The sequence below is a fragment of the Microbacterium lemovicicum genome (assembly GCF_003991875.1).
GTDB lineage: Bacteria > Actinomycetota > Actinomycetes > Actinomycetales > Microbacteriaceae > Microbacterium > Microbacterium lemovicicum.
The window spans coordinates 2,635,290-2,655,087 of record NZ_CP031423.1; the positions used below are offsets into that span (position 1 = coordinate 2,635,290).

Here is a 19,798-nt window from a genome sequence, read left to right on the forward strand (position 1 = left end):
CCCGCCGGAGCGGGAGACGTCCGTTGCCGTGGCCCATCGTGCGTGTCGCTCCGGGGAGGCGTTCCTCCCCGGAGCGACACGATCAGACGATCAGCGGCCGATGGCGGCGATGTCCAGCGAGAACACCGGGTCGTACTTGACCTCGCCGATGGCCGAACCCGAGACGACGGAAGCGGCGGGCTGGAACAGCGGGACGATGACGCCCGCCTCGTTGTGGAGGGTCTGGAACTCCTGGTAGAGGCGCTCGCGCTCGCCGGCATCCGTCTCGACCGACACCTGCTGCATGACCGCCTCGAGCTCCGGGTCGCTGCCCGCGGCCCAGCCGGCGCGGAGGCCGACGATGCCGCCGGGGCCGAAGGCCAGGTAGTCGGCGGAGTCCGGGTAGTCCGGGTTCCACAGCCACAGGCCCATCTGCTCGGTGCCCGCGCGGTAGCTCTCCAGCGTGGTCGCGATCGGACCGGGGGTGAGGTTCACGGTGATCCCCACCTCGCCCAGCTGCGAAGCGATGCGCTCCGCGAACGGTCCCATGCTCAAGCCGTTGCTGGAGAAGTCGCTCGCGTATTCGAGCGACACCGTCGGCGTGGTGCCGAGCGATGCGACGGCCGCCTTGGCGCGGTCGACGTCGCGCTCGACACCGGCGTCCGCGCCGAGTGCCCCGAGGAAGCTGGACGGGACGATGCCGTAGGCCCGCTCCGCGCCGTCGCCGGCCAGTTCGAGGATCGCGTCGCGGTCGAGCCCGTACTTCACGGCCTCGCGGAACGCCGGCGTCGACGTGACGTCGGAGACGCCCGCGTCGGCGTTGAGGAAGAGGAAGAAGATCGTGGGCGACTGGCTCGTGCTGACCACCACGTCCTGCCCCAGGCCGCCGATCTGGTCGGAGCCCAGGTCGAGGGCGACGTCGGCCGTCCCGCTCTGGATGTCCATGAGCTGGGCCTCGGCGGCGGCGTTGCGCAGCACGACGCGGTCGTACTTCGGCTTGTCGCCCCAGTACGAGGGGTTCGCCACCAGCACGGTCTCGGTCGTGGTGTCGAACGACTCCAGCATGTACGGACCGCTGCCCGCGGACGTCTCGTTCAGGAACGCCTCGGCGGTGTCGGACTCCGCGGCGCCCTCGGCGTCGCTGCCGCCGTTCTCGGTGACGAGCGCGCTGTTGACGATGCCCAGCGTGGGACTCGTGACGATCGCCGGCACCGCGGTGTTGGGCACGTCCGAGGTGATGACGACGGTGGTGTCGTCGGGCGAGGAGACCGTGAGTCCGGTCATCAGGAACGAGCCGTTGCCCTGGACGTTCTTCACGCGGTTCAGCGAGTAGACGACGTCCTTCGCGGTCAGTGCCGTGCCGTCCGAGAACGTGATGCCGTCGCGGATCGTGAAGGTGTATTCGGTGGCGTCGTCGTTCACCTCGAACGCGGAGGCCACGCTCGGGAGGGGCTCTTCGGCATTGCCGTCGGCGAAGGTGAGGAGGCTGTCGTAGACGGCGTGCAGCACGATGCCGCCCGTGGTCTCGAACATGCGGGCGGGGTCGGCCGTGACGAGGTCGAAGGACTTGTCGATGACGAGCGACGAGCCTCCCTCGGGCTGGGTCGTCGTGTCGGCCGGCGCCGCACAGGCGCTGATGACGAGGGCGGCGGCCGCGAGGACGGCTGCCATCCCTGCGAGGCGGGCGGGACGTTTCACTGTGGATCCTCCTGTGTGTGCTGCGGCGACGCCTCGGGCAAGACGTCCTCGTGGTTGTGGATGATGAGCCAGCGGCCGTCGCGGCGCTGCCAGACGGCGGTGTTGCGCACCCGCTCGGGTGCGACGGCGGCGTCGGTGAAGCGCACCGCGAACGTGTGACGGACGAGCGCGATGTCGCCCAGGATGTCGATGACGGGCTCGGTCACATCGATGCCCGCCACGGCCTCGGCGCTGCCGGCCGGTCGGCTGTCGCGCAGCGCGTTCAGTCCGTCGAGTCCGCGCACCAGCGGCTCGTGCTCGGTGTCCCAGAGGGTGACGTCCTGGGCGATGTAGGAGTCGGCGCGCGCGCGGTCGGACGACATGTACGCGTCGTACATGTCGGTGACGGCGGCGGTGAGCCACCGCACGTCCTGGTCGACGTGGTCGGATTCGGCCATGTGCATCCTCACTTCGTTGTCCAGAACGCTACACATTGAATATCACATGAAAAGTCGAGACACGTTACAGCCGCGTGTTAACGACATCGATACCGGAACGTGACTTACAAAACGCGGTATATCGGTTCTTCCAGCCGTACAGATGCGGATGCTGCACCTCACGCTCCCGCCACGTGCCCGCCGGCCCCCAGCGGGTTCGCCGCGCCCCGGCGCACCGCGAGGAGCTCCATCATCGCCGCGTCGCGGACACGCACGTTCTCGTCCCATGAGTCGTACGGGAGCGCCTCCTCGATGCGCGCGGCGACGCGCTCGACGGTCTCGGGCGACCAGGGGTCGTCCGCTCCGCGCTCCAGCCCCATGCGGGCGTAGACCGGACCCAGCACCTCGGCATGACGGCGGAGCCCGCCGCGGGTGTTCAGCTCGCTGGTCGCGAACGGTCCGATGACCGACCAGCGCAGACCCAGACCCTCGCGCACGATCGTGTCGAGATCGACGGGAGAGACGACGCCGTCCCGCACGAGACAGTAGGCCTCGCGCAGCAGGGCGCCCTGCAGGCGGTTGAAGACGAAGCCCTCGATCTCCGCGTTGATGAGGATGGGGGCGATGCCGCAGCTCTGCAGCAGCTCCGAGGCGACGCGGATCGACCGCTCCGAGGTGAAGGGGGCGGGCACGACCTCGGCCACCCGCAGGAAGAACGGCGGATTGCCCGGATGCACGACCAGGCACCGCTCGCGCCCGTCGAGTCCGGCGGCGAACCGCGACGCCTCGATGGTCGAGCTGGAGCTGGCCAGCACGACATCCGGTCCGGTGAGGCGGTCGAGGTCGGCGAACATCCGCCGCTTCACCTCGACGTCCTCGCCGATGCACTCCTGCACGTAGTCGACACCCTCGACGGCTTCCGCCAGCGTGGACCACACGGTGATGCGCGCCCGGGCCTGCGACGCCGATCCCTCCAGCACGCCGGCCGCCTCGAGTCCGTCGAGGATCGCCTCCACCTCGGCGGGCACGACCGCGCGCCGTGCAGGGTCGATCTCGAAGATCCGGACAGCGCGACCCGCGCCGGCGAAGACCGTGGCCCATGCCACGCCGATGCTCCCGGAGCCGACGACGGCGACCGCGGCCACCGCACCGCCGGAGTCGACGTCGACGGCCGCCCCCGCGGCATCCACGACCTACAGGCCGATCTGGCGCGTGACGTCGTCGAGCTCGTCGATGACGGCGCCGATGCGCGCGAGCCGCTCTTCGCCCTCCTGGCCCAGCTGCGGGAAGGTCGTCAGCGGCGGGCGCACGTCGCCCATGGGGTACCCGGCGCGCGCGGCGAGCCGCTTCGAGTAGGCCTGATGACCGTACGTGGGGTGGCCGGCGGCGATGATCGCGTCGAACCGCTTGATGAGGCCGTCGATGCGCCGCGCCTCCTCGATGCGGCCGGAGGTCAGCAGGCCCCAGATCCCGGCGGACGCGCGCGGGATGTAGTTGCCGTACGGGTTGACGTAGCCCTCGGCCCCGAGGAGGAACGAGTCGACGACCCGCTCTCCGGCGTAGACGGTGATGGCGTCACCGGCGAGGTCGATCACGTCGCGGACGCGCGCGATGTCCTGCGACGACTCCTTGATGTAGGAGATCGTGGGGAAGTCCTTGGCGAGCCGGGCCACCAGCGCCGCGCTCATGTCGACGTTGGAGGTGACGGGGTTGTTGTAGAGCATGATGGGCAGGTCCATCGCCTCGACGATCGCGGCGTAGTGCCGGTAGATCTCGTCGTCGGTCGGCGTGTAGTAGTACGGGGGCACGATCATGAGACCGTCCGCGCCGAGGTCGCGCGCCTCCACGCTCTGGGCCACCGCTTTCGTCGTCGACGCGTCGGCGGTGCCCACCAGGACGGGGATGCGGCCGTCGATGTGCTTCACCGTCTCGTCCACCAGCAGGCGCCGCTCCTCGGGGGTGACGGTGAGGAACTCGCCGGTGGTGCCCAGCATGATGATGCCGGGGACGCCCTCCTCGAGCTGCCAGTCGAGGAACGCCTTGAGCCGGTCGACGTCGATCCGGCTGAGGTCGTCGGAGAAGGGCGTGACGGCGACCGTGTACGACCCGGAGAAGGTGGCAGTCATGAATGACCTCTCTGCGAACATGTGTACGTATTGTGAACACCAGGATACGATGTAAGCATGTCAAACCGGAAGTCGGATGTCGAGGTGTTCGACGTGGCCGTCGTCGGCGGCGGCGCGAGCGGCTGCGCCACGGCGTACAACCTGGCCATGGCCGGGGCGTCGGTGGTCGTGCTCGAACGCCATGACCTCAACACCGAGGCATCCGGTCGCAACGCCGGCAGCCTGCACGGCCAGATCCAGCACGAGCCCTTCCTGGAGGAGGGCGAGGAGTGGGCGCGCGCGTGGATCCCCGCTCTGCGCTTCCTCGCCGATTCGCTCGAGATCTGGGACGGCCTGAGCGACGAGCTCGGCACGGATCTCGAGGTCGCCAAGCGCGGCGGCATCCTGGTGGCCGACGACCCCGCGCAGCTCCCGGCCATCGAGCGCAAAGTCGCCATCGAGAACAGCGCCGGCATCGACAGCCGCATGCTCTCGGCGAGCGAGATCCGCGAGCTCGCCCCCTGGCTCACCACCGACGCCGTGGGCGGCGAGCTCTGCCCCATCGAGGGGAAGGCCAACCCCCTGCTGGTGGCGCCGGCCTTCGCGCAGCGGGCGACCGATCGGGGTGCGGTGCTGCGCGCCGGTTCGCCGGTCGAGGGCTTCCGCGAAGAGGGCGGCCTGCACTACCTCCGCACGCCGCGCGGTGAGGTCGCCGCGCGCACGGTCGTGCTCGCGGGCGGCGACGGCATGCCCGCGCTCGCGCGCCACTTCGGCATCGATCTGCCGATCTCCAGCGGCGCGGTCCAGGTCAGCGTCACGGAGCGCATGGAGCCGATGGTCTCGCACCTCGTCTACTACGCGGGCGGCAAGCTCACCTTCAAGCAGGCGAAGGCCGGGACGCTGCTCATCGGCGGCGGGTGGCCGGCGCGGCAGAACGCCGCAGGCGAGTGGGTGGTGAACCCCGAGTCGCTCCGGGCGAACCTCGCCATGGCCGTGCGCATCGCGCCGTCGATCGCCGACATCTCGCTGCTGCGCACGTGGGTCGGCATCGGCAACGGCACCCCCGATCACAGCCCGATCATCGGCGCCGTGCCGGGACGACCGCGCGTCATCCTGGGCTTCTACCCCTACATGGGCTTCACCGCGGCGCCGCTCATGGGCCGGGTGCTGACCGATCTGGTGCTGGAGCGCGACCCGGGCCGCGACCTCACGCCCTTCGCGCCCGATCGGTTCTGATCCCGGGAACGGGCGCGGCCGCCGACACGGCTCGCTCTTCTGCCGTCGCGGCGTCCAGCCCGTCGCGGCGCTCAGGAGGCGGCGGCGTTCAGGCGGCGGCGCTCAGGAGGCGGCGACGTCGCCGATCGGCACCGGCTTGACGGGCGCCTGGGGGGCGAAGCCCGACCGCTCCGCGGCGGGGACACCGGTGAGGCGCGCCTGCATGTCCGTCAGGACGGGTCCGCAGTAGCGGCCCTGGCACTTCCCCATCCCCGCGCGCGTGATGCGCTTCACGGAGCCCGGAGCCGACGTGCGATCGGTCATGGCCGTGACGATGTCGCCGTGGCAGGTGCCCTCGCAGCGGCACACCACGGTGTCGGGCTCGGCGAGCTGATCGGTGAGCACGGGGGCGGCGAAAAGCGCGTTCACGCCGCGCTGGAAGGCGAGATGGCGCCGGGCCGCCCGTACGTGTTCGGCATCGGTGCGCGTGGGCCGGCCGGCGAGATCGGCCGCCACGGCCTCCGCGGCCAGAAGGCCCTCGGCCTGGGCGAACTTCGCGCCGCGCACGCCGGCCGCGTCCCCGATCGACCACACGGTGGGAATCGAGGTGCGCCCCGTCTCGTCGGTCGCCGTCACGAGTGTCCCCCGTACGGCGTCGAAGTCGTGCCGGGCGCCGAGCCCGCGGGCGAGGTCGTTGCTCGGCAGGAAGCCGTAGCCCAGGCAGACGGCGTCGACGTCGAACCGGCGGCGCCGCCCGTGCGCGCGGCCGTCGGCGTCGACCGCGGCCACGGTCGCGCTCGACACCCCGTCCCGGACGTCGCCGTCCATCCGCTCCACGACCGCGCCCGTGATGATCGGCACGCGGCGCGCGGCGAGGGAGGCGAGGTAGCGGATGCCGTCGGCGGTCAGCGCGGGAGCGTTGCGGGTCATCCTCAGGCCGGCGGCGGCACGGAGGGGCGAGAGCATCCGCGCGGCCTCCACCAGCGCCACCACCCGCACCCCGGCGCGCGCGAGCTCGGCTGCGAGCTGGATGTTGAGAGGACCGTTGCCCGCGATGAGCACCCGGCTCCCGGGCGCGACCTGCTGCGAGCGCAGCAGCGACTGCCCGGCGCCCGTGGTCATGACGCCCGGCAGCGTCCAGCCGGGGATCGGCACCCCGCGCTCGTACGCGCCGGTGGCGATGATCACGCGGCGGGGGCGGATGACCCATCGCTCCGCCGCCGAGCGCGCCAGGAAGCGGTCGGCATCGAAGGCGGCCCACACGGTCGTGCCGAGCAGCATCCGGACCCCCGCGTCCTTCGCGGCGTCGATGAGCCGGCGACCGGCGACGTACTGGCCGTCTAGCCGCGTCTCGTCGAGCGCGAAGGCGGGATCGGGCTGCTTGTAGTACTGACCGCCCAGCTTGGTGCGGTCATCGGTGACGAGCACGTCGAGGCCGTGCACGGCCAGCTCCGTCGCGGCGGCGAGGCCCGCAGGACCGGCGCCGATGACGAGCACGTCGGGGGCGATCTCCGACTCGGGGCGCGGTGCCTCGGGCGGCTCCGGCGCACGGCGCTTGACGGGCTGGGTCTCGATGACCTGTCCCGGGCGGGCGGGCGTGACGCACGCGAGGGAGCCTCCCCCGCCATCGACGCGGACCGTGCACTCGTGGCACACGCCCATCCCGCACCAGACGCCGCGCAGTCCCCCGGCTCCGTCCTCGCGGTTGCCCCGCTCGCCGGCGGCGAGCATGGCCGAGGCGATGGTGTCGGTCGCACGGACGGGCACGTCGCGGCCGTCGAAGCTCATCGCTCCCGACTCCTCGGGCGATCCGATGCCCGGGGACGTTATCCTCATGCTCGCTCCTCGTCTCGCGCGGCCTGAGAGTGTTCACCATACGAACGACTGGTCGCTAAACGAACATACCGTCTAAGCTGATGAGCGTCCACACCTGACGACCACTTCACCACACGGAGTCTGCGCCTCCGTCGCCGCAGCCGGAGGCACGCCATGACCGATCTCGCCGACCGCACCATCCTCGTGACCGGCGCCTCCAGCGGCATCGGGCTGGCCATCGTGCAGCGGCTCGCCTCGACGGGCGCCCGCGTGATCGCGCACGCGAACACGAACCCCGACGGCGCACGCCGGGCCGTGGCATCCTTCCCGTCCGACAGAGCCCACGTGGTGCAGGCCGACCTCGCCGATCCGGCGGGCGCGGGCCGGCTGTGGGAGCAGGCGGAGACCTGGGCGGGCCGCATCGACGTCGTCGTCCTGAACGCGGCCATCATGCCCCGCATCGAGCTCGACGACACCGACGAGCGCTGGCAGGCCGTCATGGAGCAGGCGCTGCAGGTCAACACGCTCAGCCAGCTGACGCTCATCCGCCGGGCACTGGCGCACTTCGCGGGGCACGACGGCGGCACCATCGTCGGGCTCAGCAGCTGGGTGACTCAACGCGGCAGCGGTCACGCCAACCTCGTCGCGTACGCCGCATCGAAGGCGGCGACCGCCGCCGCGATCAAGACGATCGCCCGCACCCACGCCGACCGCAACGTGCTGGCGTACCTGATCGCGCCCGGCGCGGTGGACACAGGGATGTCGGCGACGGCGAGCGCCGACCGGGGCGGCCGGGAGGAGTTCCTGCGGGCGCTGGCCATGGGCGAGATGGTCCCGCCGGAGGAGATCGCCGAGCTCGTCTCCCTGCTGGCGTCCGGTCGCGTGCGCCACCTGAGCGGAGCGACCCTGGACATCAATGGCGCCTCATATATCAGGTGATGAGTAAGGTGAGGACGATCACGCACGACGTCCGCCGGTCGAGGGAGCCCCGCCATGCAAGCCAGAGAGCCCCATCAGCCCTCCGGTGAGTTCGTCCAGTCCCTCGCTCGCGGTCTCGCGGTCATCCGTGCGTTCTCCGACGAACGCACCATGCTCACCCTGGCCGACGTCGCCAAGATCGCGGGACTCAGCCGCGCCTCCGCGCGTCGATCCCTCCTGACTCTCGAGACGCTCGGCTACGTCGGGATGCAGCAGAACCGCTTCTACCTGCGGCCGCGGGTGCTCGACCTCGGCTACGCGTTCCTCTCCTCCTCGTCGAGCGTGGACGTGACGCAGGACCACCTGCGCCGCCTGTCCGCGCGCATCGGCGAATCGTGCTCGGCCTGCGAGTACGACGACGGCGACATCGTCTACGTCGCCCGGGCGGCCGCCGACTCGGTCATGCCCCTCCGCGTGAGCATCGGCCGACGCATCCCCGCCTTCTGCACGTCCACCGGGCGGGTGCTGCTGTCGGCCATGCCGCCCGACGAGCTCGACGAGTTCTTTCGCGTGTACCCGCGGGAGAAATTCACTCCGCTCACCGTCACCGACGAAGGCGAGCTGCGCGAGCGCATCGCCGAGGTGCGCGCGCAGGGCTGGGCGGTCAACAACCAGGAGCTCGACCTCGGCGCCCGCTCGATCGCCGCTCCCGTCGTCGACAGCCGCACGGGCGCGTACATCAGCGCGGTGAACATCACCGTGTCGACCTCCCGCGTCTCGGTCGACGAGCTGGTGGAGCAGTGCCTGCCGCTCCTGCTCGAGACCACGCGCCAGATCGGCTCGGACATCGCGCTGATGGGTCAGCAGCGCTGACGCGTCACGGCTGACCGGCGCTGCCGTCAGGCTTCGGTCGCGTCCGCCCGGGTGTTGAGGATGCGCGAGAGGAACTTCCTCGTGCGCTCCTGCGTCGGGGCATCCAGCACCTGCTCGGGCGGCCCCATCTCGACGATGCGGCCCCCGTCCATGAAGGCGACGCGGTCGGCGACCTCACGGGCGAAGTCGATCTCGTGCGTGACGACGATCATCGTGAGTCCTTCGGAGGCGAGCCGCCGCATCACCGACAGCACCTCCCCGACCGTCTCCGGGTCGAGCGCGGAGGTGGGCTCGTCGAAGAGCATCACCTTGGGCCGCATCGCCAGGGCACGGGCGATGGCCGCGCGCTGCTGCTGCCCGCCGGACAGCTGCCGCGGGTAGGTGTCCTCCTTGCCCTCCAGGCGCACCCATTCGAGCAGCTGCCGGGCGTGGGCCTTCGCCTCCGCCCGCGGGGTGCCCAGCACCTGGATGGGCGCCTCGATGATGTTCTCGAGCACCGTCATGTGGCCGAAGAGGTTGAAGCTCTGGAAGACCATGCCGATCTCGGTCCGCTGCCGAGCGAGTTCGGCCGGTGCGACCTCGACCAGCTGACCACGCGACTCCCGCACGCCGACGATCTCGCCGTTGAGGCGCACGACGCCGCCGTCGGGGCGCTCGAGGTGGTTGACGCATCGCAGAAGGGTGCTCTTGCCCGATCCGGAGGGTCCGATGATGCAGACGACCTCGGCCGGGAACACCTCGAGCTCGACCGCGTCGAGCACCTGGAGCGGGCCGTAGTGCTTGGAGATCGCCTCGAGCTGGACGATGGGCGCGGTGCGCGTCATTCCACCGGCTCCTTTCTGGGGACGTAGCTGGAGTGGCCGGTCCGCGACATGAGCTTCTTGAGCTTGGTCAGATAGGTGTCGGGCACGGTGCGGCTGGCGCCCTTGGCGTAGTACTTCTCGATGTAGTGCTGCCCGATGGAGAGCACGGAGGTCAGGAACAGGTACCAGATGCAGGCGACGACCAGCAGCGGGATCGTCTCGAACGTGCGGGCGTAGATGACCTGCACCGTGTACAGCAGCTCGCTGATGGCGACGATGCTCACGAGGCTGGTGCCCTTCAGCATCGAGATGACCTGGTTGCCGGTCGGCGGCACGATGACCCGCATCGCCTGGGGGAGCACCACACGGCTCATCGCGCGACGACGCGACATGCCGAGCGCGGCGGCCGCCTCGCTCTGGCCGTGATCGACCGACTGGATGCCGGCGCGGATGATCTCCGACATGTACGCGCCCTCGTTCAACCCGAGGCCGAGCATCGCGGCGACCATGGAGGTGATCACGGAGTTGGTGTCGACCTCCAGGAACTGCGGGCCGAACGGGATGCCGATCGACAGGCTCGGGAGGAAGCTGGCGAGGTTGTACCAGAACAGCAGCTGCACGAGCAGCGGAGTGCCGCGGAAGATCCAGATGTAGCCGTCCGCCGCCACGTTCAGCAGCAGGCTGCGCGAGATCTTCATGAGGGCGAGGATCAGGCCGATCAGGCAGCCCAGGATCATCGCGACGGCTGTGAGCACCAGGGTGAGGACGACGCCGTTGAGCACCTTCTGGTTGAAGAGGTAGAACCAGACGGTGTCCCACTTCATCGCGTCGGCGGTGAGGAACTTCGAGACGATGTCGAGGACGATCAGCACCACGACGATGCGCAGCACCCAGCCGCCGATTTTCCCCCACATCCGCCGCGAGTCCGAGATGCGGACCGTCTTGGCGGTGTCGCGCCGGCCGATCTGCAGGGTGGCGGTCAGCGGACCCCGCTCCGCATCCCGCGGCGGCGGAGAATCGTTCGTCATCATCGGAGTCCTCTTCGTGGGGGGATCTGGTCAGGCGCGGGGAGCGGCCGGAACGGTGAGCGACGTCATCGCCGACCATCCACCGTCGATTTCGAGCGACGATCCGGTCACGTGGCAGGACCGGTCGGAGGCGAGGAACGCCAGGGCGTCGTCGAGACCCTGGTCGTCGGGGCGGAGGGTGTTCACCCGCACCCCGTGCTCCTGGAGGTCGGGCGCGAGGCGTCCGACGAGGCGGTCGAGCGCCGTGAGGTTCGTCAGCGCGTCCGGCTCGTCGTCGGCGGCCCGGCCGACGGCGATGATCGACCCGCGGCCCCGTGCCGTCATGGCGGGGGCGAAGATGCGGATGGCCTCCCAGCACTCCCCCGTGTCGCGCGGCGAGGCGCTCGCGCAGTGCACGAGCACCTCCACCTCGGGGAACTCCAGGGCCACCGCGCCGAGGGCGTCGGCATCGCACGCGCAGGCGGTGCGGAGGGTGAAGCGGTCGTCGTGGCCGAAGCCGGCCTCGAGAGCCTCTCCGTCGCCGTCGGTCACGACGACGCGGGCCCCCCGCTCGGCCAGCATGCGGGCACCGGCGCGGCCGAGGTCGCCGCCGGCGCGGATCACGAGCGCCGTGCGTCCGGTCAGATCGAGTGGGTTCATGGTTCCCTCAGCCCTGCGCGCTCCGGCGTCCGGTCGAACGGACGCCGGAGCGCGGCGAGGGCAGGCCTGGCTTACTGAGATGCCGCGGGGTTCGCCTCGGCCTTGTCGACGAGGCCGAAGTCGATGTCCCACGTGGCGAGGATCTTCTCGTACGACCCGTCGTCGATGAGCTTGTTCATCGCGGCGGTGATGGCCTCGGTCATGCCGGAGTCCTTGCCGACGGCGATGCCCTCGAGGTTCGGCTGGTAGTCGAGCGGCTGGATCTCGAAGCCCTCGACGCCGCTGCCGTCGCGCAGGAGCCAGCTGAGCTGGCCCTTCGCGGTCATGAACGCGTCGATGCGGTCGGAGGTGACCGCCAGCTGGGCGGCCGCCTGCTGCGGGAACGAGTCGATGGTCGGCGCCTCCTTGCCGGCACTCTGACACAGGCTCTGGATCTCCTCGATCTGGATGAGGAAGGCCGAGCCGGCCAGGGCGCCGATGCGCAGCCCGCACAGATCCTCCGGGGCGGAGATCGTGAGGCCCGCGCCGTCGCGCGTGATGACGCCGGTCGTGCTCTCGTGCACGGCGACGATGTCGACGACGTCGAGACGCTCCTGGGTGACGATGATCGACGCCCACGACGTGTCGTAGCGGCCGTTCTGGATGCCGGGGATGAAGGTGTCGAACGCTCCGGAGACCTCGGCCTCGAAGGACAGCCCGAGGACGGCGGCGACGGCACGTCCGAGGTCGGGCCCCCACCCCGCGAGCTCGTCGTTCTCGTCGAGGAACGTGTCGGCCGGCGCGTTGTCGAACTGGATCGCCGTCAGCGTGCCGCTGGACGCGACGTCCTCGGGGACCATCGCGGCGATGTCCGCGTCCTTCGCGATGCTGACGCCGGCGACCTCGACATCGCCTCCCGCGGATGCCCCGCCGGCGGGGGCGTCGGAGCCGCCGGCGCAGCCGGCGAGCGTGAGGGTGGCGGCGGTGACCGCAGCCAGACCCAGGAGACTGCGGCGGAACGGCGAGGGTGTCTTCATCGGGGGCTCCTGGGGTGGGACGGGGCGAGCCGGATGGGCCCGACGTTCGCGGTATGGACAGTTGTTCGTTCTACGCACGAGTGTTCACTATGCGTTCGGACGTGTCAACTGCGAATGAGCACCGATGCGAACTCGAGACCGGGCGCACGCGCGTGGAGCGCCGCCCAGGGCGGCGCGCACTCCCCCGCGATCAGCGGAAGGAGGAGACGACCGCGTTGCGGTGGTAGTCGAAGATGATGTTCGTCCGCGTGGAGGCGACGCGGTCGTGGCCGGAGATGTGCTCCACGACGAAGCGACGGAGCGAGGACGAGTCGGCGACCGCGACATGCACCATGAAGTCGTCGACGCCACCGAGGAAGAAGACCTGGACGACCTCGTCGAAGCCGCGCGCGTGGTCGGCGAAGTCGATGATGCTCGCCTGCCGCGCCCCCGGACGCAAGGTCACGCCCACGAGGGCCTGCAGCCCCCGGCCCAGCTGCGCCTGGTCGATGCTGGCGGTGAACCCTGAGATCAGCCCGCGCTCGACGAGCGCCCGGAGGCGCCCGTGCGCGGTGGACGGCGCGATGCCCACGGCGGCGGCGAGCTCGCTGTTGGTCATGCGCGCGTCGGCGGTGACGGCGGCGATGATCGTCCGATCCGTGTCGTCGATCGCGGCAGCCTGTCGATTCTTCATCGAATTGGACATCAGACACCTTCCTTCCCGAAGCGATACGTTGATTCTGCCCGATCGGGCGAAGATCCTTCACCGATGCTGAGCGCTGATCACCGTTCCTTCACACTGACAGCAATCGAGAGAGGACGACGCATGAGGGTTGGCATTCCCGCAGAGATCAAGAACAACGAGGACCGGGTGGCGGTGACGCCCGCCATCGTGGATGCGCTGCGCCGCCGCGGGCACGAGGTCTTCATCGAGACCGGCGCCGGAGAGGGATCGCGCATCACCGACGACGACTTCCGCGCCGCCGGGGCCGAGATGCTGCCGGACGCCGACGAGGTGTGGGCGCGTGGAGACCTGCTGCTCAAGGTCAAGGAGCCCATCGCCGCGGAGTACGGCCGCATGCGCCGCGATCAGGTGCTGTTCACCTACCTGCACCTGGCCGCGTCCGCGCCGTGCACCCGGGCTCTGCTGGATGCCGGCACCACCGCGATCGCCTACGAGACCGTGCAGCTGCCCGACCGCAGCCTGCCGCTGCTGGCGCCGATGAGCGAAGTGGCCGGACGCCTCTCGATCCAGGTCGGCGCGTACAACCTCATGCGGCCCGCGGGCGGCCGGGGCACGCTCCTGGGCGGCGTCCCGGGCACCCGCAAGGCGAAGGTCGTGATCATCGGCGGCGGCGTGGCCGGGGAGAACGCCGCGCACAACGCCGTCGGGTTCGGCGCCGACGTGACCGTCATCGACGTGTCGCTCCCGCGCCTGCGACAGCTCGAGAACCAGTTCGGCGGCCTGATCCAGACGCGGCACTCGTCGTACCTCGAGATCGCCGATCAGCTCGCCGACGCCGACCTCGTCGTGGGCTCCGTGCTCATCCCCGGGGCCGCCGCGCCGAAGCTCGTCACCGACGAGATGGTGGCGCGGATGAAGCCGGGCTCCGTGCTCGTGGACATCGCCATCGATCAGGGCGGCTGCTTCGAGGGCTCGCACGCGACGACCCACGACGACCCGACGTTCGCCGTCCACGACACGCTGTTCTACTGCGTCGGCAACATGCCCGGCGCCGTGCCGGAGACCTCCACCCGGGCGCTCACGAACGCCACGGCGCCGTACGTGCTCGCCCTGGCCGACAAGGGCTGGCGCCGCGCGCTGACCGAGGACGCGGCGCTGGCCGCGGGCCTCAGCACGCACGACGGCGTCCTGACCAACGCGGGCGTCGGCGAGGCGCTCTCGCTCGCGCACACGCGCACGGCCGACGTGCTTCTGGCGGCCTGAGCCCTCTCACCCGGGCACAAGTGAGGGGCGGATGCCGCGGCATCCGCCCCTCACTGGGCTGTCAGCTCCGCGGGCCGACGCGCACGAGCTTCTTGTTGACGAACTCGTCGGCTGCCAGGAGACCCATCTCACGGCCGGTGCCGCTGCGCTTCACGCCGCCGAAGGGCAGCTCGGGCGAGTCGGCGAGGACGAGGTTCACGTAGACCATGCCGGCCTCGATGCGGTCGGCCACGCGCTCGGCCTGCTCCTCGTCGGTCGTGAAGATGTACGAGCCGAGCCCGAAGCCGGTGTCGTTGGCGAGGGTGATCGCCGCGTCCTCGTCGGCGACGCGGTAGACGACGCCGACGGGGCCGAAGAACTCCTCCTGGTAGGCGTCCATCTCCGGCGTGACGTCGGCGAGCACCGTCCCCGGGAAGTATGTGCCCTCGCGCGTGCCGCCCACGAGTACGGTGGCGCCCTGCGCCACGGCGCGGTCGACCTGCTCCTGCAGGCGCTCCGCGGCGAGCTCGGACGAGAGCGGACCGATCACGGTGTCATCGGCCATCGGGTCGCCGACCGTGGCGCCGCCCATCGCGGCGACGAACCTCTCGACGAACGGCTCGTACAGGTCGTCGATCACGACGAAGCGCTTGGCCGCGTTGCAGGACTGGCCGTTGTTGTCCAGACGCGCGTCCACGGCGGACTGCACGGTGCCGTCGAGGTCGTCGGTGGACAGCAGGATGAACGGATCGGACCCGCCGAGCTCCAGCGCGACCTTCTTGAGGTGGCGGCCGGCGATCTCCGCCACCGCGGCACCCGCGCGCTCCGACCCGGTCACCGAGACGCCCTGCACGCGCGGGTCGGCGATGATGACCGCCGCCTGCTCGTTCGTGGCGTAGAGGTTCGTGTACGCGCCGACGGGGAGGCCGGCGTCGCGGTAGATGTCCTCGATGGCCGCCGAGGACTCAGGGCACTGCGGTGCGTGCTTGAGGAGGATCGTGTTGCCGAGCACGAGGTTCGGGGCGGCGAAGCGGGCGACCTGGTAGTACGGGAAGTTCCACGGCATGATGCCCAGCAGCACCCCGAGCGGCGCGCGGCGGATGACCGCGGTGCCCTCCCCCAGGATGTCGAGGGGGCGGTCGCGGGTGATCTCCTCCGCATGGTCGGCATAGAACTCGGTGATGTCGGCGGCGAAGTCGACTTCGCCGATGGCGGCGGCCAGCGGCTTGCCCATCTCGCGGACGATGATCTCCGCGAGCTCGTCGCGGCGCTCGCGGTGGAGCTCCGCCGCGCGACGCACGAGGGCGGCCCGCTCGGAGACGGGGGTCGCGCGCCAGATGCGGAACGCGGCATCCGCTGCCTCGATCCGGCCGTCCACGTCCGCGTCGGCGAGCGTCGGGTAGGTGGCCAGGGTCTGGCCGGTGGCGGGGTTGACGACGGCGTAGTCGCTCATGTCTGCTCCGATCGGTTGGGGTGGTGGGGTCTACTCTGCCGTCACCGGCGGGTGCGGCGCAGGCTGGCGGGCGCGTCGACGGCGAGCGTCCGACCGCGGAAGAAGGCGGGGCGCGCGATGGCCTGCCAGATCATGATCGCGATGCCGACGACGATGATCGTCACGCCGAGGATGAAGACGAGGCCGACGCCGCCGATCGCCGAGCCGCTGCCGTACTCCGGGTTCATGCTGTCGATGAGCGTCGTCACGAACAGCACGGCCAGGATGACACCGCCGATGAGCGGGAAGAGGAACGTGAAGAAGACGTTGCGCACGGAGTCGAACCACTGCTTGCGGAAGTACCAGACGCACGCGAACGCGGTGAGTCCGTAGTAGAAGCAGATCATGATCCCGAGGGTGAGGATCGTGTCGGAGAGCACGTTCGTGCTCACGACCCGCATGACCGCGTAGAAGCCGGCCGCGACGGCGGCGGACACGATCGTCGCGAAGCCCGGGGTGAAGAACCGCGGGCTGACGGCGGCGAACCGCGGCGGAAGCGCGCCGTAGTGCCCCATGGCCAGCAGCGTGCGCGCCGGCCCGACGAAGGTCGACTGCAGCGACGAGGCCGAGGAGGTGAGCACCGCGAGCGAGACGAGGGCGGCCAGGGGTCCGAGGATGGGGCCGGCCAGCGCGAAGAACGCGTTGTCCTGGATGTCGGGGTTGCCCAGGCCGAACTCGCCGTCGCCGATGCCGGCGAACATGATCATCGAGATCGCGAGCAGCAGGTAGAGGGCGACGATCGTGACGACGGTGATGGTGGCGGCGCGACCGGGGGTCTTCTCCGGGTCCTTCGTCTCCTCGTTCATCGTCAGGGTGACGTCCCATCCCCAGAAGATGAAGATGGACAGTGAGAGCCCGGCCGCGAACGAACTGAACGACGTCACGGCGAACGGGTTGAACCACGACCAGTCGAACGGCGTCGCGTCGAACGCGTTGCCGGTGTTCACCTGCACGATGGCGACGATCGCGAACAGCAGCAGGACGATGATCTGGAACCCGACCAGGAAGTACTGCAGCTTCTGGGTGGTCTGCACGTCGCGGTACGACACGTAGGTCGCCCCGAGCACGAACAGCAGACAGACCGCGATGTTGATCCAGATCACGCCAGCGAGGTCGGCGATCCCGGGGTTGTTCGTCAGCTGCGAGATGAGGAGGAAGAGGAAGTCCACCGCGATGCCCGCGAGATTCGACAGGACGATCACCGTTGCCGCCACCAGGCCCCAGCCGGCCATCCAGCCGATCCAGGGGCCGAAAGCGCGCGCGGCCCAGGTGAACGACGTGCCCGAGTCCGGCATCCGGTTGTTGAGCTCGCGGTAGCCGAAGGCCACCAGCAGCATCGGGATGAAGCCCACGAGGATGATCGCCGGCACCTGGACGCCGACGGCGCCGACCGTCGGGCCGATGGCCGCGGTGAAGGTGTACGCGGGGGCGATGCAGGAGATGCCGATCACCACGGCGCCGATCAGACCGACCGTGCCGGCGCTGAGGCCCTTCTTCGACAGGCCGCCCGTCTCGGTGTCGACGGCGGCGGCCGGTGCGGCGGAGCCCTCGGAAGCGTTCATCGGCGTGCGCCGCCCTTCTTGCTCTTCTTCGAGCTCTTCTTGCGCGTGCGGGGTACGACGATCATCGGCACGGGGAGCTCGTGCAGCATCTTGGCCGCGGTCGAGCCCAGGAAGAGGCGGCGGGGCCGGGCCAGCCGGCTCGAGCCGACGATCGCGATCTCGCCCGGCTCCCAGTCGAGGTGCGACACGGCGTCCTCGATCGACGCGCCGCGCGCGACGATCGCCGTGGCCTCGAGTCCGACGGGCAGCGCGGAGCGCGCCTCGGCGAGCACCTCGTCGGCGTGCGCGGCGCCCGCGACGCGGATGACGCCGGTGTCCACCGAGGCGGGCAGGTCGACCGTCACGAGCGACAGCAGCCGCACCCGGGCGCCGATCGCGGTGGCGAGGTCGATGGTCTCCTCGAAGAGCGCCTCGGCACCGGGGCGCGTGCCCACAGCCGCAGTGAGACGGGTGATGCCGACCGCGGAGTCGACGTCGCGCGCGCCGTCGGGGGCGAGGGCGACCGGCACGTCGGAGGAGTGCAGCAGCTCCTGGGCTACCGAGCCCAGGCGGTGGCGTCCGCGCAGACCGCCCCCGCCTGCCCCGATGACGATGTGCGCGGCGCCGATCTCGTCGGCGTAGGCGATGAGGCCCTCCGCGAACGATTCGGCGTAGCGGACCCGCGAGGACCGCTCGACCGATGCCGGCAGCAGCTCTTCGCCCTCGCGCAGCCAGGTGGACGCCTGATCGCGCAGGTAGCGGTCGTAGCCGGCGTCCGGCGGGGTGATCACGCTGCGCTCGTCCGCCGGGAGCACCACCACGAGGTGGAGTGCCGAACCGGATGCCGCGGCCAGCCGGCTGCCGAGGGCGGCGGCGTCCGCGCCACCCGTCGTCGCGGTGTAGCCGACGACGACGGGCCGGGTCACGCCCGCGCCTCGGCGAGGATCTCGGAGGCGGCGAGGCGCCCCATGCGGATGGCGCCGTCGACGTGCTGGTAGCCGGCGCCGGCGATGTCGCTGCAGGCGAAGCGCATGGGCCCGACGGGCGTGCGCATGTCGCCGCCGTAGCGGTGCAGACCGCCCATGTCGAAGCTCGCGGCGTAGGCGCCGCGCGTCCACTCCTCCACGCCCCAGTCGCTCTCGTAGTACACCGACGGGCTCATGGCCGCGTCGCCGTAGTAGTGCGAGAGCGACCGCAGGATGCGCTCGCGGCGCTCCTCGGGGCTGAGGCGGAACACGTCATCGGCGTTCTGGTCGGCGACGAAGCCGACGAGGATGCCGCGGGGGTCGCCGTGGTTGGAGTTGTCGTACGCCTCGTGCACGATCTCGTAGGGGCTGAAGGCGGTGCCGGACTGGCCCTGCTCGCGCCAGAAGGGCGTGTCGTAGACCGCGTGCACCTTGATGACGAAGCCCATCGAGATGTGCTGGTGCATCTGGTGGTGCAGGCGCGGCATCGGCGGCTCGAACGAGATGCGCGTGTACAGCACCGGCGGCACCGCGAGGATGGCCCAGCGTGCGCGGACGGTCATGCCGTCGGCGATCGCGACCACCCCTTCGGATGCGGCGCCGGAAGCCGCGGTATCCCATCGCAGCGTGCGCACGGGCTGCTCGAGGTAGACGTCGTCTCCCAGGCGCTCGGCGAGGAGGAGAGGCACCTGCTGGAGTCCGCCGACGACACGCTTGTCGAGGATGAAGTCGGCGTCGACGAGGTGGGAGTAGGAGCCGGCGGACGCGGCCATCAGCAGCGACTGCAGCAGCGAGAAGGTGTGCGTGGGCTTGGTGAGCATCGCCGAACCGGTTGCGAAGGCGAGGTTGCGCACCGCCTCGTCGTCGTCGGTCTGCGTGCGCAGCCAGGCGTCCCAGGTGACGCTGTCCCACTCCTTGGCCTTCTCGTGCGCCCACGGACGGTCGGGATCGATCTCGGCGACCATCGCGTCGAGGCGCTCGGTGATCTCGGCGATCACCTTCTCGGTCTCGGGCGACACCGGGAACATCTCGCCGGTGAAGCGGTGCGACTGCCCGTCGGGTCCGACGTAGACGCTGTCGCCGTCGCGGTAGCGGCTGAAGGTCTCGAGCCCCAGCTCGGCCACGGCATCGATGAGCGCGTCCTGGTCGGGCGACACCCACTGGCCGCCGATCTCGAGCATCGCGCCCTCGATCTCGTCGGTGTGCAGGCGCCCGCCGACGCGGTCGCGCGCCTCGAGCACGGCGACGGACAGCCCGGCCTTCTTCAGCTCGTTGGCGGCGGTGAGTCCGGCGGCGCCGGCTCCGATGATGACGACGTCACGGGTGATCTCAGTCATGGTTCCCTTTACTTCTTCGTGAGGCTATCGGTCGGTGTCCCCGCGGGTCGGG

General features: G+C 70.5%; 18 protein-coding genes. 4 read left to right on the forward strand and 14 right to left on the reverse strand.

The annotated features are described in order from the left end of the window. Positions 1–90: 90 nt before the first annotated feature. The 4 genes from CVS47_RS12340 to CVS47_RS12355 all read right to left on the reverse strand — a co-directional run bounded on the left by CVS47_RS12340 (position 91) and on the right by CVS47_RS12355 (position 4,219). Positions 91–1,677 carry an ABC transporter substrate-binding protein gene (locus CVS47_RS12340; RefSeq protein WP_127096346.1) on the reverse strand — a complete coding sequence of 529 codons (1,587 nt, stop codon included), beginning with the start codon at positions 1,675–1,677 and terminating at the stop codon, positions 91–93. Next, positions 1,674–2,114 carry a YybH family protein gene (locus CVS47_RS12345; protein WP_164734653.1) on the reverse strand — a complete coding sequence of 147 codons (441 nt, stop codon included), beginning with the start codon at positions 2,112–2,114 and terminating at the stop codon, positions 1,674–1,676. Before CVS47_RS12345 ends, CVS47_RS12340 begins: the two co-directional genes overlap by 4 nt. A gap of 158 nt (positions 2,115–2,272) precedes the next feature. Next, on the reverse strand, positions 2,273–3,283 hold the full coding sequence (locus CVS47_RS12350) for a 3-hydroxyacyl-CoA dehydrogenase (protein WP_206502624.1): 1,011 nt from the start codon (positions 3,281–3,283) through the stop codon (positions 2,273–2,275). Positions 3,284–3,286: 3 nt separating this feature from the next. Further along, on the reverse strand, positions 3,287–4,219 hold the full coding sequence (locus CVS47_RS12355) for a dihydrodipicolinate synthase family protein (protein WP_164734654.1): 933 nt from the start codon (positions 4,217–4,219) through the stop codon (positions 3,287–3,289). Between the two features lie 57 nt (positions 4,220–4,276). Here CVS47_RS12355 and CVS47_RS12360 point away from each other — a divergent pair, with 57 nt between their 5' ends. Next, positions 4,277–5,434, forward strand: coding sequence for an NAD(P)/FAD-dependent oxidoreductase (locus tag CVS47_RS12360; RefSeq protein ID WP_127096349.1), 1,158 nt, complete (start codon positions 4,277–4,279; stop codon positions 5,432–5,434). A gap of 102 nt (positions 5,435–5,536) precedes the next feature. Here the strand turns inward: CVS47_RS12360 and CVS47_RS12365 are convergent, their stop codons facing one another. Continuing rightward, positions 5,537–7,249 (reverse strand): FAD-dependent oxidoreductase, encoded by a 1,713-nt coding sequence (locus CVS47_RS12365; RefSeq protein WP_127096350.1) that lies wholly within the window; start codon positions 7,247–7,249, stop codon positions 5,537–5,539. A 153-nt stretch (positions 7,250–7,402) separates the two neighbouring features. Between CVS47_RS12365 and CVS47_RS12370 the strand changes: the two genes are divergently transcribed. Together CVS47_RS12370 and CVS47_RS12375 are read left to right on the forward strand one after the other, a co-directional pair. Continuing rightward, positions 7,403–8,167, forward strand: coding sequence for an SDR family NAD(P)-dependent oxidoreductase (locus CVS47_RS12370; protein WP_127096351.1), 765 nt, complete (start codon positions 7,403–7,405; stop codon positions 8,165–8,167). 54 nt (positions 8,168–8,221) lie between these two features. Continuing rightward, complete coding sequence (locus CVS47_RS12375) at positions 8,222–9,019, forward strand: IclR family transcriptional regulator domain-containing protein (protein WP_127096352.1); 798 nt, start codon at positions 8,222–8,224, stop codon at positions 9,017–9,019. Positions 9,020–9,045: 26 nt separating this feature from the next. On the opposite strand, the gene CVS47_RS12380 is transcribed toward CVS47_RS12375, so the two are convergent. The 5 genes from CVS47_RS12380 to CVS47_RS12400 form a co-directional block, all read right to left on the reverse strand. After that, positions 9,046–9,843 carry an amino acid ABC transporter ATP-binding protein gene (locus tag CVS47_RS12380; protein WP_127096353.1) on the reverse strand — a complete coding sequence of 266 codons (798 nt, stop codon included), beginning with the start codon at positions 9,841–9,843 and terminating at the stop codon, positions 9,046–9,048. Beyond that, positions 9,840–10,850, reverse strand: a complete 1,011-nt coding sequence (locus CVS47_RS12385; RefSeq protein ID WP_206502626.1) for an amino acid ABC transporter permease — start codon at positions 10,848–10,850, stop codon at positions 9,840–9,842. Before CVS47_RS12385 ends, CVS47_RS12380 begins: the two co-directional genes overlap by 4 nt. A gap of 30 nt (positions 10,851–10,880) precedes the next feature. Continuing rightward, on the reverse strand, positions 10,881–11,489 hold the full coding sequence (locus CVS47_RS12390) for an SDR family NAD(P)-dependent oxidoreductase (RefSeq protein WP_127096355.1): 609 nt from the start codon (positions 11,487–11,489) through the stop codon (positions 10,881–10,883). Between the two features lie 71 nt (positions 11,490–11,560). Beyond that, positions 11,561–12,505, reverse strand: a complete 945-nt coding sequence (locus CVS47_RS12395) for a transporter substrate-binding domain-containing protein (protein ID WP_127096356.1) — start codon at positions 12,503–12,505, stop codon at positions 11,561–11,563. A gap of 190 nt (positions 12,506–12,695) precedes the next feature. Further along, the gene (locus CVS47_RS12400) at positions 12,696–13,178 is read right to left on the reverse strand and encodes an Lrp/AsnC family transcriptional regulator (RefSeq protein WP_241240145.1); all 483 of its coding nucleotides are present in this window, start codon (positions 13,176–13,178) and stop codon (positions 12,696–12,698) included. Positions 13,179–13,310: 132 nt separating this feature from the next. On the opposite strand from CVS47_RS12400, the gene ald reads away from it, so the two are divergent. Further along, positions 13,311–14,432: an alanine dehydrogenase gene (gene ald, locus CVS47_RS12405; RefSeq protein WP_127096358.1), complete on the forward strand. Its 1,122-nt coding sequence runs from the start codon at positions 13,311–13,313 to the stop codon at positions 14,430–14,432. Positions 14,433–14,493: 61 nt separating this feature from the next. Here the strand turns inward: ald and CVS47_RS12410 are convergent, their stop codons facing one another. The 4 genes from CVS47_RS12410 to CVS47_RS12425 are packed head-to-tail and all read right to left on the reverse strand — an operon-like array spanning position 14,494 to position 19,746. Continuing rightward, entirely contained in the window at positions 14,494–15,864 is a 1,371-nt protein-coding gene (locus CVS47_RS12410; protein WP_127096359.1) for an NAD-dependent succinate-semialdehyde dehydrogenase, read from the reverse strand. Between the two features lie 41 nt (positions 15,865–15,905). Beyond that, positions 15,906–17,465 carry an APC family permease gene (locus CVS47_RS12415; protein WP_127096360.1) on the reverse strand — a complete coding sequence of 520 codons (1,560 nt, stop codon included), beginning with the start codon at positions 17,463–17,465 and terminating at the stop codon, positions 15,906–15,908. Continuing rightward, entirely contained in the window at positions 17,462–18,370 is a 909-nt protein-coding gene (locus tag CVS47_RS12420; protein WP_127096361.1) for a universal stress protein, read from the reverse strand. Before CVS47_RS12420 ends, CVS47_RS12415 begins: the two co-directional genes overlap by 4 nt. Next, complete coding sequence (locus CVS47_RS12425) at positions 18,367–19,746, reverse strand: flavin monoamine oxidase family protein (protein WP_127096362.1); 1,380 nt, start codon at positions 19,744–19,746, stop codon at positions 18,367–18,369. Before CVS47_RS12425 ends, CVS47_RS12420 begins: the two co-directional genes overlap by 4 nt. Between the last annotated feature and the right edge of the window lie 52 nt (positions 19,747–19,798).

Coding starts and splice junctions, on each gene's coding strand:
- CVS47_RS12425 (WP_127096362.1), bottom strand. CDS start 19,746: ATGACTGAGATCACCCGTGACGTCGTCATCATCGGAGCCGGCGCCGCC.
- CVS47_RS12345 (WP_164734653.1), bottom strand. CDS start 2,114: ATGGCCGAATCCGACCACGTCGACCAGGACGTGCGGTGGCTCACCGCC.
- CVS47_RS12385 (WP_206502626.1), bottom strand. CDS start 10,850: ATGACGAACGATTCTCCGCCGCCGCGGGATGCGGAGCGGGGTCCGCTG.
- CVS47_RS12400 (WP_241240145.1), bottom strand. CDS start 13,178: ATGAAGAATCGACAGGCTGCCGCGATCGACGACACGGATCGGACGATC.
- CVS47_RS12365 (WP_127096350.1), bottom strand. CDS start 7,249: ATGAGGATAACGTCCCCGGGCATCGGATCGCCCGAGGAGTCGGGAGCG.
- CVS47_RS12395 (WP_127096356.1), bottom strand. CDS start 12,505: ATGAAGACACCCTCGCCGTTCCGCCGCAGTCTCCTGGGTCTGGCTGCG.
- CVS47_RS12410 (WP_127096359.1), bottom strand. CDS start 15,864: ATGAGCGACTACGCCGTCGTCAACCCCGCCACCGGCCAGACCCTGGCC.
- CVS47_RS12380 (WP_127096353.1), bottom strand. CDS start 9,843: ATGACGCGCACCGCGCCCATCGTCCAGCTCGAGGCGATCTCCAAGCAC.
- ald (WP_127096358.1), top strand. CDS start 13,311: ATGAGGGTTGGCATTCCCGCAGAGATCAAGAACAACGAGGACCGGGTG.
- CVS47_RS12390 (WP_127096355.1), bottom strand. CDS start 11,489: ATGAACCCACTCGATCTGACCGGACGCACGGCGCTCGTGATCCGCGCC.
- CVS47_RS12375 (WP_127096352.1), top strand. CDS start 8,222: ATGCAAGCCAGAGAGCCCCATCAGCCCTCCGGTGAGTTCGTCCAGTCC.
- CVS47_RS12370 (WP_127096351.1), top strand. CDS start 7,403: ATGACCGATCTCGCCGACCGCACCATCCTCGTGACCGGCGCCTCCAGC.
- CVS47_RS12355 (WP_164734654.1), bottom strand. CDS start 4,219: ATGACTGCCACCTTCTCCGGGTCGTACACGGTCGCCGTCACGCCCTTC.
- CVS47_RS12360 (WP_127096349.1), top strand. CDS start 4,277: ATGTCAAACCGGAAGTCGGATGTCGAGGTGTTCGACGTGGCCGTCGTC.
- CVS47_RS12415 (WP_127096360.1), bottom strand. CDS start 17,465: ATGAACGCTTCCGAGGGCTCCGCCGCACCGGCCGCCGCCGTCGACACC.